This is a genomic window from Providencia sp. PROV197, from assembly GCF_028479625.1.
Taxonomy (GTDB): domain Bacteria; phylum Pseudomonadota; class Gammaproteobacteria; order Enterobacterales; family Enterobacteriaceae; genus Providencia; species Providencia vermicola.
Genome location: NZ_JAMPNZ010000028.1, coordinates 1 through 14,427, shown reverse-complemented (window position 1 = coordinate 14,427; position 14,427 = coordinate 1). Strand labels below are relative to the sequence as shown.

The 14,427-nt window shown below is 40.3% G+C and carries 13 protein-coding genes; 8 read left to right on the top strand and 5 right to left on the bottom strand.

The features are described from left to right. The first annotated feature begins 172 nt into the window (after positions 1 to 172). Entirely contained in the window at positions 173 to 745 is a 573-nt protein-coding gene (locus PR808_RS16130) for a UbiX family flavin prenyltransferase (RefSeq protein ID WP_206082371.1), read from the top strand. A 13-nt stretch (positions 746 to 758) separates the two neighbouring features. Here the strand turns inward: PR808_RS16130 and PR808_RS16125 are convergent, their stop codons facing one another. Continuing rightward, positions 759 to 2,288, bottom strand: coding sequence for a YopT-type cysteine protease domain-containing protein (locus PR808_RS16125; RefSeq protein WP_272539651.1), 1,530 nt, complete (start codon positions 2,286 to 2,288; stop codon positions 759 to 761). Between the two features lie 215 nt (positions 2,289 to 2,503). After that, complete coding sequence (locus PR808_RS16120; protein ID WP_272539650.1) at positions 2,504 to 3,412, bottom strand: TIGR01777 family oxidoreductase; 909 nt, start codon at positions 3,410 to 3,412, stop codon at positions 2,504 to 2,506. Between the two features lie 624 nt (positions 3,413 to 4,036). Here PR808_RS16120 and yfcD point away from each other — a divergent pair. From yfcD to PR808_RS16100, 4 genes are all read left to right on the top strand, one after another. Next, complete coding sequence (yfcD, locus tag PR808_RS16115; protein ID WP_206082367.1) at positions 4,037 to 4,579, top strand: NUDIX hydrolase YfcD; 543 nt, start codon at positions 4,037 to 4,039, stop codon at positions 4,577 to 4,579. Between the two features lie 236 nt (positions 4,580 to 4,815). Then, positions 4,816 to 6,051, top strand: a complete 1,236-nt coding sequence (locus tag PR808_RS16110) for a M24 family metallopeptidase (RefSeq protein ID WP_272539649.1) — start codon at positions 4,816 to 4,818, stop codon at positions 6,049 to 6,051. Positions 6,052 to 6,069: 18 nt separating this feature from the next. Beyond that, positions 6,070 to 6,267 (top strand): DUF3311 domain-containing protein, encoded by a 198-nt coding sequence (locus tag PR808_RS16105; RefSeq protein ID WP_206082365.1) that lies wholly within the window; start codon positions 6,070 to 6,072, stop codon positions 6,265 to 6,267. Then, a complete protein-coding gene (locus PR808_RS16100) occupies positions 6,264 to 7,706 on the top strand; it encodes a sodium:solute symporter family protein (RefSeq protein ID WP_206082364.1) in 1,443 nt (480 codons plus the stop codon). The genes PR808_RS16105 and PR808_RS16100 overlap by 4 nt, the downstream gene beginning before the upstream one ends. Positions 7,707 to 7,762: 56 nt before the next feature. Here PR808_RS16100 and PR808_RS16095 read toward each other — a convergent pair whose 3' ends face one another. Beyond that, positions 7,763 to 8,233 carry a DMT family transporter gene (locus tag PR808_RS16095; RefSeq protein ID WP_206082363.1) on the bottom strand — a complete coding sequence of 157 codons (471 nt, stop codon included), beginning with the start codon at positions 8,231 to 8,233 and terminating at the stop codon, positions 7,763 to 7,765. A gap of 103 nt (positions 8,234 to 8,336) precedes the next feature. Here PR808_RS16095 and PR808_RS16090 point away from each other — a divergent pair, with 103 nt between their 5' ends. Beyond that, on the top strand, positions 8,337 to 9,230 hold the full coding sequence (locus tag PR808_RS16090; protein ID WP_206082362.1) for a LysR family transcriptional regulator: 894 nt from the start codon (positions 8,337 to 8,339) through the stop codon (positions 9,228 to 9,230). A gap of 53 nt (positions 9,231 to 9,283) precedes the next feature. On the opposite strand, the gene pta is transcribed toward PR808_RS16090, so the two are convergent. Next, positions 9,284 to 11,428, bottom strand: a complete 2,145-nt coding sequence (pta, locus tag PR808_RS16085; RefSeq protein ID WP_206082361.1) for a phosphate acetyltransferase — start codon at positions 11,426 to 11,428, stop codon at positions 9,284 to 9,286. A gap of 71 nt (positions 11,429 to 11,499) precedes the next feature. After that, positions 11,500 to 12,702: an acetate kinase gene (gene ackA, locus PR808_RS16080; protein WP_206082360.1), complete on the bottom strand. Its 1,203-nt coding sequence runs from the start codon at positions 12,700 to 12,702 to the stop codon at positions 11,500 to 11,502. Positions 12,703 to 13,300: 598 nt separating this feature from the next. On the opposite strand from ackA, the gene yfbV reads away from it, so the two are divergent. Both yfbV and PR808_RS16070 read left to right on the top strand, forming a co-directional pair. Beyond that, positions 13,301 to 13,756, top strand: a complete 456-nt coding sequence (yfbV, locus tag PR808_RS16075) for a terminus macrodomain insulation protein YfbV (RefSeq protein WP_206082359.1) — start codon at positions 13,301 to 13,303, stop codon at positions 13,754 to 13,756. 150 nt (positions 13,757 to 13,906) lie between these two features. Further along, entirely contained in the window at positions 13,907 to 14,401 is a 495-nt protein-coding gene (locus PR808_RS16070; RefSeq protein ID WP_206082358.1) for a YfbU family protein, read from the top strand. Positions 14,402 to 14,427: the final 26 nt, after the last annotated feature.

Below are 14,427 nucleotides of genomic sequence, written 5' to 3'. Positions count from 1 at the left end.
ATTGCCGCTAAGCTGTTGTTCAAGCTATTTAGAGAATTGTTTTCGTCAGTGTGTTTTTATCAGTATTGGTGGCAACCTGACATCCGCAGAATGTTGATTATTCGGTTAGGGCAAACAACGGCGCGTAATATAGTATATAATCTTTAAAAATTACCGTGGATTGGGCAGAGAAATGAAAAAACTGATAATTGGGTTAACTGGAGCAAGTGGGGCGATATATGGCGTCAGATTGCTTGAGGTACTAAAACCCGTTACACAGGTTGAAACCCATTTGGTGATGAGTGCGGCTGCCCGCCAAACATTAGCGCTGGAAACACAATACAGCGTGAAAGACGTACAGCAACTTGCTGATTTTAATTACGATAGCCGCGATATTGCAGCGGCCATTTCGTCAGGCTCCTTTCGTACTGCCGGCATGGTAATTATGCCTTGTACCATGAAAACCCTTTCAGGTATTGTTCACAGCTATACCGATACCTTAGTGACAAGGGCGGCAGATGTGGTACTCAAAGAAGGGAAAAAATTAGTCCTCGGGGTACGTGAAACACCATTGCATGTTGGGCATTTGAAGTTGATGGTACAAGCAGCTGAAATGGGAGCTGTGATTATGCCACCCATGCCAGCGTTTTATCATCAACCTCAATCCATTCAAGATATTGTCAATCAAACGGTTAACCGTGTACTCGACCAATTTGATATTGAACTTGAACAGGATTTATTTCATCGCTGGCAAGGGGCCAAATAAATTAAGATAGTATTTATACTTGGTTATTAAGTGTCCTTGTGCCAAACATAATGCTAGGGTCAGTATTAGGGTTAAAATTACCCATAGAAATATCAGGTGCCACAGGATAAATATTGCCTCTTTTATCAATAAAAATGTCCTCATCCGTTTTTTTCAATAGCGCCAGGTTACTTTGTATAACCTGATGAAGGATGGGGGTAGCAATGTTCGATGAGTAGATGGTCTTTTGCTTATCGTTATTGGATTTCGTGTAATGAAACGCTAATGTCACAAGATGGCTTTTCTTGTCAAAATTACGATGAACAATGCGATAAGTTTTGTTTTTTGGTATCAAGTTTTTGAATGATTTTCTTTTAAATTTTACCTCAAAGTTATCTAATGCAAGCAATTTGTTTATTTTTAAATTACTATCAAAAACATTTTTTTTATTATGATTATTTGAAATTGGGTTTATCCTATTAAGTTTAACAAATGAAATTTGATAATTAGAATCGCTATCTTTTATAAATTTATATGTCTCATGTTCATCCATAAAGTTTTTTAGAAAAAAAGTGAACTCATCGACGTTATGAAATTGATAAATGCCTTCATTGGGGTCAAAGAATTGATAGATTTCACTTTTATTGCTTTTCTTGATATTAATTGCGCAAGCATGATTGGGGCTTAAAAATATATAATTTTGATTGTCATCTTTGCATTCTCTAATTGCATCCATAAAATCATTTAATTTTGTTATTTCTTCATATTCATCTTGTATTTTTATACTGGGAGTTAAGTTTTGTTGGCTGTTTGTATCTAGCCAGCTTTTTTCTATTTTTTCGCTTGTGGAAATTAGCATTAAATCTAATAGGCTATTAATTCTCATTTGATGTGTTTTTTTGTTAATGGCTGATTCAATAATACCATATGCTTCTTTTTGTGTGTCAGTATCTGGACTTGAAATTTTACTTGAATTCAATGAATATATTTTTTTTGTACATTTGATATTGTCAGAAATTAATGGTGCTATCGTAATTTTAAACATTCTATATTCCTTATCTACACACCATTTAATGTTTTCATCTAAGGCTAGTTCTATTAATTTCAAAAGACTTTTTTCTTTAAAGATAGGTGAGGATAATGGAATGTGTAGTGATAAATTATAATTATTTGTTGAATTGTATCGTAATTTTTGTATATCAAATATCTCTTTGAGAAGTTGATTTCCTTGTTTAATGATATGTTTTTTTTCTGTGTATTTTTTATAATCTGAAACGGATGCCATCGCCAAATCACTGCGTTTTTTTGCTATCATTGTGTCGTTAGTTTTAACATCATCGAAGTATTTATTGTAAATATTGATATAGTCTTGTTCTAAACCTTTATCACTATAGTGTAAGAATTTGACAGATGCACCATAACAAAAACCGAGGAAAGGTTCTTTTGAGTTTGTAATTTTCAAAATGTTTTCTTGGAAAAATTTAGAATTATCTTTTTGTAAAAAATTTAAAAATTTTGATTGAGTAAAGGGGATTTTATTCAATGAATTTATTTGGGTAGGCATTATGGCATCCTTAATTTATCTAATAAATAGATACCATAATGATGTTTTCTATTTGTATCTTTCAAATATCAATGATTTTGTATTTAATATATGTAGTGGATATAATTAAATATGATTCTCACAAGCATTTTCATAGGAATGCGTGGAAACCATCCCGTTATATTTATATCACGAGATGGTAGAGATATGAGGCTATTAGGAGCATTAAAAGGGGGTTAGTTTTCCTTGGGAACCAATAAGTCTTCTAATGCAATTTTTAACTCGATAAATTCGAATTCAAATCCAGCTTCTTCTAAACGTTTAGGAATCGCTTGCTGCCCACCCAATACTAAGGCTGCAGATTCGCCTAAAATGGCTTTGATCACAAAAGCGGGAGTGCGAACAAAAGAAGGGCGGTTGAGGACATCCCCTAAAATAGCCGTGAATTGGTCATTATGCACAGGATAAGGCGCTGTCATATTGAAAGGGCCTGAAAGCACAGGCGTCATGAGTAAAAAATAAATAGCATTGACCATATCGTTGATATGTATCCAAGGCATGTATTGCTTACCATGACCTATTGGCCCACCTGCACCCATTTTGAAAATAGGCAAAATTTTACCCAAGACTCCACCATTAGGGGACAATACAAGCCCTGTACGCAGTAAACACACACGTGTTTTATCGGAAGCTGCATTTTCTGCAAGCGCTTCCCAATGCTGGGCAAGTTGATGGGTAAATTCATCATGAGGTTGTTCGTCTTCAGTGACAACAATTTGGCCTTGGTCACCATAGTAGCCAACAGCAGAGCCCGATAAAAAGACAGACGGTGGCGTTTCACTGGCTATAATGAGTTCGGTCAGTCGTTGGGTGATTTTCCAACGGCTATCACAAAGGCGCTTTTTCTGCTCATCAGTCCAACGTTTTTCGGCAATGGGCTCACCAGCTAAGTTGATAACAGCATCGAAGCCGTTGAGGTTATTGATGTCGTTTAAAGATGTCCAGCATTCGACAGCTTTACAGAAATGACTGTACACTTTTTGTGGTGAACGGCTCAATACGGTGACTTTATGGTCAAGGGAGATTAACTTTTGGACTAAAGGGGTACCGATTAGCCCTGTGCCGCCTGTTATGAGTATTTTCATTGCCATCCCCGTCATATTTCAAAATCCCCGTCATATTTCAAACCGCAGCGTTGTTGACTACGCTCATTCGCGCTAGTCACATACTTGTGTATGCTCCTAACGACTCATTCACTTGTCGCCTAGCTGCAGCTTGAACTATTTAGGGGATGGATCCCGTGTGTTATTCAAACCGCAGCGTTGTTGTCTGCACTCAGTTACCTTAGTCACATACTTATGTATGCTCCTAAGGATGCCTTCGTTTGACGCCTAGCTGTAATTTGAACTATTTAGGGGATGGATCCCGTGTGTTATTCAAACCGCAGCGTTGTTGTCTGCACTCAGTTAGCTAACTGATATCTTGCTAAGTTCAAGTTATCGCGCTAAAACAATGTTTCCATAGGTTTTATAATTTAACTATAGCATCTGTGAGCACAAATTGTGTGATTTGATTACGTTATCTTAAAAATGCTAAAAGCTCTATGAGCATTGTGATAATAAGTGCTTATTTGTGATAGCAACCAAATGCAAATTGGGCTAGGATCAACGATTAAGTGCGAGTCAAAAGCATCGTTGTATTGTCTGACATGTCGTGGCAATCAGTCTATGACATAAGCTATTTTAGCTTAATTATAAAAGGTTTACAGGATGGAACAACAAACCGAAGTCGTCGAATGGGTCGATATTGTCGATGAGGATAATAACGTTATTGCTCAGGCAACCCGCAGCCAAATGCGTGCTGAAAACTTACGGCATCGTGCGACGTATATTGTTGTGCATGATGGAATGGGGAAGATCTTAGTCCAGCGACGCACGGATATTAAAGATTTCCACCCTGGTTTTTTAGATGCCACAGCAGGTGGTGTTGTTACCCAAGGTGAAAATATTCTTGATTCAGCAAAACGTGAAGCGGAAGAGGAGCTGGGTATCGCAGGTGTACCATTTGCAGAGCATGGTCATTTTTATTTCGAGGATGAGCATTGCCGCGTGTGGGGTGGGTTATTTAGCTGTGTTAGCCATGGCCCTTTTGCACTGCAAGAGTCAGAAGTGGTTGAGGTAAGTTGGCTTACACCAAAAGAAATTAGCGCACGTTGTGATGAATTTACACCTGATTCATTAAAAGCGCTTTCTTTATGGCTCACTCGTAACAATGAGTCCGAAAAAGCCATCACTTGTGCTGAAAACTTATAATCCCCCAGTTTTAAATCGTAAAAGGGCTATTTTTTGTAGTCCTTTTCATTTTTTCACCAAAATTCAAATCTCTAGCAAGGTTAATTTTTGACTAATATATAACTATTAGTTATATCCAACTTACACCTTACACGATGTATTCATTTCAACTCTCGATATAATAAGCGAACTTATTATTTCGCTCGTCATATTGTGAATTTATTTAGCGATCAGAACGACGGATTGAGAAAACAACAATGACAATTCAAAAAACCGAGTCACTTTTAAAGCAACAACACCTTGAAAACGTAACAAATAAAGCCCGTGAAATTATGGAGCGTGATGGCATTGAAGCGCTAATTGCCACAGTTGGTGATAATTTTTATCATTTAACAGGGTTTGCAAGCTTCTTTATGTATACTTTTAGGCAGACAGGTTCTGCCATTGCCGTGATCTTCCGTGATCCCACGGTAAAATCACTGGTGATCATGAATGAGTTTGAAGCCGCGAACTTAAGCTTACAAATGCCAAATGCGCAAATTAAAACCTTTCCAATTTGGGTGGATGTTGACGACCCTTATAACCCTGATAATGGCAAAGTGGTGAAAGCAAGGCCGATCAATAGCCCAATCGAAACCATTTTTAATTTATTAAAAGACGCTTTATCTGAGGCGGGGGTGTATGGCAAACCTGTTGCGATTGAGCTTAACCAAATTACCTACACGGGTAAAAACTGGTTAGACAAAGTCATTCCAGAACTAAACTTAGTTGATTCCTCACCACTTTTTAATGAATTACGCATGATCAAAAGTGAGTGGGAGATTAACCATCTGCGAAAATCAGCCCAAATTACTGAGGCAGGCATTGAAGCAGCTAGCCAGCTCATTCGTGTTGGCTGCACATCCGCGGAACTAACCGCGGCTTTTAAAGCGAAAGTAATGTCCTTTCCTGAAACCAATTACAGTCGTTTTCACTTAATTTCAGTAGGAAGTGATTTTTCACCTAAAATGTTGCCAGACAATGTGCCTGCAAAAGAAGGGGACTTAATTAAGTTTGATTGTGGTGTGGATGTCGCTGGATACGGTGCAGATATTGCACGTACCTTTGTGGTAGGTAAACCCAATGAAAAGGTGAGAGCGATTTACCAAACGATATTAAAAGGCCATCAATATATGTTGAGTCGTATTGCGCCAGGAGTTGCGTTGAGTGACGTATTTAACGAAACCATGGCATTAATTCGCTCATCAGGTTTACCGCACTATAATCGTGGCCATTTAGGGCATGGTGATGGCGTGTTTGTTGGTTTAGAAGAAGCGCCTTTTGTCAGTGCTGCAACCACCGAAGTATTCCGCGCGGGGATGGTCATGAGTTTGGAAACACCTTACTACGGTATTGGAGTTGGTGGAATTATGATTGAAGACATGTTACTGATTACAGAAGAGGGTGTTGAAATGTTAAGTTATTTACCTCGTGAATTGATTTCTTTCGAATAATAAAAATAAGGATTCTTTATGAGATGGTATCACTACCTCGTTATTTTCCCTGTATTGGCATTAACCGTTGGAATTTATTATGCCAATGAGGTTGAGCCCTTTGTAATGGGGTTACCTTTTTTGATGTTTTGGATTGTGGCATGGGTGATCGTGACAGCACTTATCATGTTATTAATTAATGTGTTAGACAATAAAAATCTTAAGGAAACGTCATGAGTTCCGCATTAATTATTATTACGGTATTTTTCCTTTTCAGCATTTATTTGGCGATTAGAGCGAAAAAGGGAAAAACCATGGATCATGAAGGATGGTCTGTGGGGGGGCGAAGCTACGGGGCACTGCTCGTTTTCTTACTGAGTGCAGGGGAAATCTACACCACCTTTACGTTTCTGGGGGGAAGTGGTTGGGCATATGGTAAAGGCCCCGCAATCCTCTACACCTTGGCTGTAAATGCGTTTATGGGGATATTTTTATATTGGGTGCATCCGCGGGTCTGGCGCTTTGCAAAAGATAACGATGTTAGAACTATCTCTGAATTATTTACCAAGAAATATAATAGCCAAGGGCTTGGGTTGTTAATTAGCCTAATTTCTATTGCGGCAATGGTGCCATTATTTGTGCTCCAATTGAAAGGTCTTGGTATTATTGTTTCACAAGCGTCTTATGGTGCGATCCCTGCAGATATGGCGATTTGGATTGGTATTATTGCTGTTACGCTGTTTGTGATGATTTCAGGTATACATGGGTCAGCTTGGACATCCGCACTAAAAGATTTAATGATCTTAATTGTTGTGGTGTTTATTGGGATTTATATTCCGTTGCATTATTACGGCAGCTTTGGTGATATGTTTAAAGCCATTGATACCGCCATGCCGAGCTTCTTAACCTTCCCAAAAACAGGGCTGAATATTCCTTGGTATATTTCCACAATATTCCTATCTGTCGTGGCCTATTTTTGCTGGCCTCACTATATGGCGGCGGTATTTACCGCTAAGGATGAAAAATCACTTAAGCGAAATAGTATTTTAATTCCAGCGTATAGCTTGATTATGCTTTTTGCCTTTTTTGTTGGTTATGCGGCGATATTGCAAATTCCACACCTTGAAGGTTCAGCAGTGGATTTATCACTATTTGAAATATCGAAAGAGACGTTTTCACCTGTTGTTGTTGGTTTTATCGGTGCAGCAGGGATGTTAACTGCCTTAGTGCCAGGTTCGATGCTACTACTAACGACCTCCAATATGTTGGCGGGCGTGGTACAAAAAGCGGTGGGTGCAAGTGAAGAAAAGCGTCAGTCTGGTGTCTATGCGCGCTATATGGTGCCATTAGTGGCATTAGTAAGTTTGTACTTTATTTTTCATAGCAATGACACGTTAGTGGCAATTATGCTGCTCGGTGTAAATATTGTGGCGCAATTTTTCCCTGCGTTATTGATGAGTTTTAAACAGCAAAACCCAATGACGCCAGCGGGAGCTATCTGTGGGATTTCAGCGGGGGTATTATTTCTCGCGGTAACCTATATCGAGAAAATTTCGTTAGCACAATTGTTCCCTTGGTTAGGGGAACAACTGAGTTTTATGAATATCGGTATTGCTGCATTTATTCTGAATATTATTGTTGCGGTGGTGGTGTCGTTATTTACCCATAAAAAGTAATATTACGACACCAACCTAAAATAAATACCCGCTTTATGCGGGTATTTTTATGCCAATTATTTACGAGACAGCTGAACACACAATACGCCAGCAATGACCAAACCTATGCCGAATATTTTACCGAACGGTATTGGATTTTGTGGCATACCAAACCAGCCGAAGTGCTCTATCAAAGCCGAAATGATTAATTGCCCTGCAATTACCATAACAAAGAAGGTCGTACTGCCAATCTTAGGAACTAAAATCAATGCCGAAGTGAGGTAAATCATACCGGCTATCCCACCAAACCAGATCCAAATAGGTTGGCTGAATAGTTCAACGCTAAAATTGGGTTTTGGCACTTTAAAAACAAATAATAGTGGAATAAGAACGATAATACTGATAATCAGTGAAATGGCACTCGCCCAAAGCGGATGCCCCAAATGGCGGGCTAATACGGCGTTACTTGCAGCTTGAATCGGGACGACAACCCCTGCAAATAGAGCAGCTAAAGCTAAAATAATTCCAGATAATGAAAGTGTAGACATATAAACCTCAAAGTTAACAGGGGAATATGATTGATTTAAGATAAGCTTAATGAGCGGGGAACTGATTAGGAAATGAACATTTTTATAAGGTGATATTCGCCAGATGAATAACTTAAGAAGATTAGATGTGAATCAATTAGTTACCTTATTGGTACTATTGCGAGAACGTCATGTTAGCCGTGCTGCGGAGGCTTTATATAAAAGCCAGCCCGCAGTTAGTCATACTTTGAATCAGCTTCGTGAATTATTTCAAGACCCACTTTTGGTGCGCCGGCAGGGGCAGTATCAATTAACCAGTAAAGCGGAATCATTATATGGGCCATTAGCACAGGCATTGGAACAGTTGGACTACTTGATTACTCAGCAAGACTTTCAGCCTGCTTTGTGCCATCGACGGTTTAATATTGCGCTGTCAGATTATGGTGCGGCAATAATTGCACAACCGCTTACGCATTATCTGCGATTACATGCACCTGATGTGGATTTGAAAATTTGGCATTGTAGCCGAGAAGAAATGCAAAACAAGTTGCTAGAAGGGAGTTTAGATTTAGCATTTGGCGTGTTTAATGCGCTAGATAATACACTACGTGCACAGTCTGTTTTCCAAGATAAAATGGTGAGTGTGGCAGATAAATCAATTTGCCCAAATGGAATGATGGAGCTGAACGAATGGTTATCTTATCCGCATGTTGCAGTGAGTATGAAACCGTTTGATACAAACGAGGTGGATTTGCAATTAAAACGCTTAAATCAGCATAGGCGTGTCGCTATAACAGTACCTTATTGGCAAGTTGCTCCACAACTTATTGTAGGTACAGATCTCATCTTAACTATCGCTCAAAAGATTTTTTCACAGAAAATAGATGAACACTGTGTGATATTTGAACCGCCGATTGCTATTTCGCCTCTTGATTTTCAAATGATTTGGCATGAACGAAGTGATGCAGATAACGCGTTGAATTGGCTAAGAGAGATTATTGTTAGTTTATTAATATAATAAAAAATGCCAGTCAGTGACACTGGCTGGCATTCATCGCAATAATTGATTAACTATGCGTTTTCGTTTTGTACTGCTTGGATAGCGGTTAACGCAACGGTATAAACGATATCATCAACTAACGCACCACGAGACAAGTCATTGACTGGTTTACGCATACCTTGCAGCATTGGGCCGATTGATACGAGGTCAGCCGAACGTTGTACCGCTTTATAGGTGGTGTTACCCGTGTTCAGATCAGGGAAGATAAACACCGTTGCTTTACCTGCAACAGGGGAGTTAGGCGCTTTCGATTTCGCCACGTCAGCCATTACCGCTGCATCATACTGCAATGGACCATCAATCATCAGGTCAGGGCGTTTTTCTTGCGCTAAACGGGTTGCTTCACGCACTTTTTCAACATCACTACCTGCGCCTGAATCACCTGTTGAGTAAGAGATCATTGCAACACGCGGGTCGATACCAAACGCTTTTGCAGAATCCGCAGATTGGATAGCGATTTCAGATAATTGCTCAGCGGTTGGATCTGGGTTGATTGCACAGTCACCATAAACAAAGACTTGCTCAGGTAACAACATAAAGAACACCGATGAAACCAGTGAGCTACCTGGCGCAGTTTTGATCAACTGAAGCGGTGGACGGATAGTATTGGCGGTTGTATGCACTGCACCTGAAACTAAGCCATCTACTTCGCCTTTTTCGAGCATCAATGTACCGAGAACCACGTTATCTTCAAGTTGTTCACGAGCAACAACTTCGGTCATGCCTTTGCTCTTACGCAGCTCAACAAGGCGTGCAACGTATTCTTCACGAACCTTAACTGGGTCAACGATTTCAATACCCGTACCTAATTCAATGCCCTGTGCAGCAGCAACACGGCGGATATCGTCAGGGTTGCCTAACAGAACACACGTTGCGATACCGCGTTCAGCACAGATAGACGCTGCTTTAACCGTACGAGGTTCATCACCTTCAGGCAGAACGATACGTTTGCCCGCTTTGCGTGCTAATTCGGTTAATTGGTAGCGGAACGCTGGTGGTGACAAACGGTTTGGACGTTCAGAGTCAGCTACTAAAGATTCAATCCAGTCGCTACTAATATGGCGAGCCACGTAGTTTTGAATTTTTTCGATACGTTCATGGTCATCCGCAGGTACTTCTAAGCTGAAACTTTGTAGATTTAGGGAGGTCTGCCATGTGTTGCTTTTCACCATGAAGACAGGTAAGCCAGTTTCGAATGCTTGTTCGCACAGTTGACGAATAGGGGCATCGATGTTGTAGCCACCCGTTAACAGAACCGCACCAATTTCAACACCGTTCATTGCCGCTAAAGATGCTGAAACCAGTACATCAGGGCGGTCAGCAGAGGTCACTAACAGTGAGCCTGGACGGAAGTGCTCAAGCATGTGCGGGATGCTACGCGCACAAAATGTGACAGATTTAACGCGGCGAGTTTTGATTTCACCTTCGTTAACAATCTCCGCACCTAAGTGTTTTGCCATGTCGATTGCACGCGTGGCGATTAAATCGAAGTTCCATGGAATAGACGCAAGCACAGGCAGATTTAGCGCAGAAAGTTGCTTAGGATCGAGATTTGCAACGGTTGCTTTGGTTGAATCATCAAAGATTTCAGATAGGTCAGGGCGAGTGCGGCCTTGTTCATCAACGGGTGCATTCACTTTATTAATGATAACACCGATAATATTTTTATTACGTTGACCACCAAATTCGTTACGAACCAGCTCTAAACGCTCTTGCATTTGAGTGATTGAGCTGTTGCCCGTCGCAGTAACAAAAACAATTTCAGCGCCTAACGTTTTGGCTATCTCATAGTTTAATGACTGAGCAAAAGAGTGTTTACGCGTTGGCACTAAGCCTTCAATTAAAATCACTTCCGCATTTTTAGTATGATCATGGTAACGAGCCACGATCTCTTCCATTAATACGTCTTTTTTAGAGGATGTCAGCAGTGATTCAACGTATTCCATGGTCAGTGGTTCAACAATGGTCGTAATACTTGAATGGGAGCGCAGAACTTCAGTAGTTTGGTCTTTATTGCCAGAGATGCGGGGCTGTGCGATAGGTTTGAAAACGCTTAATTGAACACCTTTTTGTTCCATTGAGCGAACGACACCTAGACTAACGCTTGTTAAGCCAACGCTGGTGCCGGTAGGTATTAACATAATTGTACGTGACACGGGAACCTCTTTATTTCGGTTACTCTAATGACAAAACGATACCGCCAGCATTTGCTGGCGGTAGAAGTTTCTTATGCGGTTAAACGCGCAGTATCTTGAGCGATAACCAACTCTTCATTGGTTGCGATAACCAGCGCTGGACGGCTGTTATCGGTAGTGATTAAACCTTCTTTGCCGAAGCGTGCCGCTAAGTTACGTTCGTGGTCATATTCGAAACCAAGGATAGCCAGTTTCTTCAGGGTAATTTCACGAACTTGTGCGGAGTTTTCACCAATACCACCTGTGAAGATGATAGCATCAAGACGGCCTTCCATCAGTGCACTGTATGCACCAACGTATTTCGCTAAACGGTGGCAGAAAACGTCCATTGCACGGGTTGCATCTTCTTTTGTGCCATAGTTGTCTTCAACATAGCGACAATCGCTTGTTACACCAGTTAAGCCTAATAAGCCAGATTCTTTAGTCAGCATTTTGTTGATTTGATCAACACTCATGCCTAAAGCGTCATGTAAATGGAAAATGATGGCAGGGTCGATATCACCACTACGTGTTCCCATGACTAAGCCTTCTAATGGGGTTAAGCCCATAGAGGTATCAACACATTGACCGTTAACAATCGCAGTGACAGAACCGCCGTTGCCTAAATGGCAAGTGATAACGTTTAATTCTTCAACAGGTTTGTTGAGTTTTTTCGCCGCTTCACGAGAAACATAGAAATGGCTTGTGCCGTGTGCGCCGTAACGGCGGATGCTATGTTCAGAATACAATTCGTATGGCAGGGCATACAGATAGGCTTCTTGTGGCATTGTCTGATGGAACGCGGTGTCAAATACAGCCACGTTTTTGTTGATCAGATGAGGGAATGATTTTCTTGCCTCTTCAATACCAATTAGGTGAGCAGGGTTATGCAGTGGAGCAAATGGGATTGCCGCTTCAATACCTTCAATCACGTCGTCAGTGATTAAAACAGAAGAGGTGAATTTCTCGCCGCCGTGAACAATACGGTGACCGATCGATGTAATTTGCGCTGACAACTCAGGTTTTTCAGCAAGAATGGTGTTAACAATGAAATTCAATGCTTCGCTATGCGCCGCACCAGCACCTAAAGGAGCTTCCTTTTTAGCACCATCCATTTTCCATTTAATACGGGCTTCAGGGAGATTGAAACACTCAGCTAAACCGGATAAAAACTCGTCACCGTTAGTTGGATCGATGATGGCGAATTTCAGTGAGGAGCTACCGCAGTTTAGAACCAGTACCAGCTTACTTGACATGGAAATACCTATCGTTAATTGTTGTTGTGAAGCCTTTAAAAAACATGAAAAAGACTCAGATATAAAAATATGGCGTGTTAGAGCCTAGCGTATTTATGACCTGAAACATCATGATTGATATCATGTTAAAGGCGAAAAAGTTAAAGATCTTGGTAATCTTCAAGGGTTTTATAAAGCTATCGTTACTCTTTTGTGCAAAGTGCAATATAAAAGAAAACTTCGCATCTGGTGTTGAAATAACGACCAAAACCCCAATATATAACTGTTGTCTATCTTTTTATTAAAAAGATGGATAAAGCGATAAAGTAACAAATTCAACAGCAATTCTAAATGTGGCAGATTCTACTAAAAATATTTTATATTTTATACGTTTTTTTTAAAAATAGGTCGTTTGATTGATTAAAATCATAAGTGTCGTATAAAGTGTAGTTATAGCACGAAGTTAGGTATTTATTAGAATAGCTGATTTTAATGAAAGTCGCTTATCTTAAGGTAAATTGAATAAAATAATTTGTTTAACTTAAGTGTGCGTTCTTGTTCACAATGGCGTAAGCTTAACGGCAGCTAGTCAGTTTTAGAAGTGCATAGGAAACGATTCATGAGTACATTGCAAAACACACCTCCTGGTTTTTTTAAACGCTTCAGATTAGGCAATCGATATCTGAAAATTTTTCCTATGGAAAAAAAACTGTCACCTATCTTCCCTGAAATCAGAATTAATAAAGCGGTACGTTTTGGTATTCGCTTTATGCCACCCATTGCTATTTTCACGCTCGCCTGGCAAATCGCTTTAGGTGGGCAGCTTGGCCCCGCCATCGCAACCGCATTATTTGCCTGCAGTTTACCAATGCAAGGGTTGTGGTGGTTAGGGAAACGTGCGTCTACACCATTGCCATCTGGCTTGCTGAGCTGGTTTTATGAGATCCGTGATAAATTTACGGCGGCTGGAATAGCAATGGCACCTGTTGAACAACAGCCTGATTATATGGCGTTGGCTGACCTTCTTAAGCGTGCATTTAACCAATTAGATCGCTCTTTTATGGAAGATGTGTAGCAAAAAATGGCTGTACAGTTATTGTTAAAAGCTAGATTTAACAATAAGTAATACAAAAAGCGTGTTTAGATCAATAAAAGCGATGTTTTCACTGTCTTAGATGTGGGTTGAGTGCGAAGATAAGCCATACTTTTCTGTAGGAGAGCTGTGATGGAAATGACGAATGCCCAACGCCTGATTTTATCAAATCAATACAAAATGATGACAATGTTAGACCCAGATAACGCGGAACGTTATCGCCGCCTGCAAACAATTATTGAACGCGGTTTTGGGTTACAGATGCGTGAGCTAGACAGAGATTTCGGTCATTTAAGCGAAGAAACGTGTCGCACAGTGATTGAAATTATGGAGATGTACCATGCACTGCAAGTTTCCTACAGTAATTTGCCTGAAAAACAAGATATTGATGGTCGCCGAGTCCAATTTTTAGGTTTTGATGCAGCAACAGAAGCACGCTATTTAAGCTATGTGCGTTTTATGGTGAACACAGAAGGGCGTTATACCCATTTTGATAGCGGAACTCATGGGTTCAACTCACAAACGCCAATGTGGGAGAAATATGTGCGGATGTTGTCGATTTGGCATGCGTGTCCAAGGCAGTATCATCTATCAGCGGTGGAGATTTCCCAGATCTTAAACGCCTAATGCTCGTCATTCTTCGCGCTGTCGCG

Bases quoted from the DNA above. Each gene is read 5' to 3' on its own strand.
- PR808_RS16130 (WP_206082371.1), top strand. From the start codon at position 173: ATGAAAAAACTGATAATTGGGTTAACTGGAGCAAGTGGGGCGATATAT.
- PR808_RS16125 (WP_272539651.1), bottom strand. From the start codon at position 2,288: ATGCCTACCCAAATAAATTCATTGAATAAAATCCCCTTTACTCAATCA.
- PR808_RS16120 (WP_272539650.1), bottom strand. From the start codon at position 3,412: ATGAAAATACTCATAACAGGCGGCACAGGGCTAATCGGTACCCCTTTA.
- yfcD (WP_206082367.1), top strand. From the start codon at position 4,037: ATGGAACAACAAACCGAAGTCGTCGAATGGGTCGATATTGTCGATGAG.
- PR808_RS16110 (WP_272539649.1), top strand. From the start codon at position 4,816: ATGACAATTCAAAAAACCGAGTCACTTTTAAAGCAACAACACCTTGAA.
- PR808_RS16105 (WP_206082365.1), top strand. From the start codon at position 6,070: ATGAGATGGTATCACTACCTCGTTATTTTCCCTGTATTGGCATTAACC.
- PR808_RS16100 (WP_206082364.1), top strand. From the start codon at position 6,264: ATGAGTTCCGCATTAATTATTATTACGGTATTTTTCCTTTTCAGCATT.
- PR808_RS16095 (WP_206082363.1), bottom strand. From the start codon at position 8,233: ATGTCTACACTTTCATTATCTGGAATTATTTTAGCTTTAGCTGCTCTA.
- PR808_RS16090 (WP_206082362.1), top strand. From the start codon at position 8,337: ATGAATAACTTAAGAAGATTAGATGTGAATCAATTAGTTACCTTATTG.
- ackA (WP_206082360.1), bottom strand. From the start codon at position 12,702: ATGTCAAGTAAGCTGGTACTGGTTCTAAACTGCGGTAGCTCCTCACTG.
- yfbV (WP_206082359.1), top strand. From the start codon at position 13,301: ATGAGTACATTGCAAAACACACCTCCTGGTTTTTTTAAACGCTTCAGA.
- PR808_RS16070 (WP_206082358.1), top strand. From the start codon at position 13,907: ATGGAAATGACGAATGCCCAACGCCTGATTTTATCAAATCAATACAAA.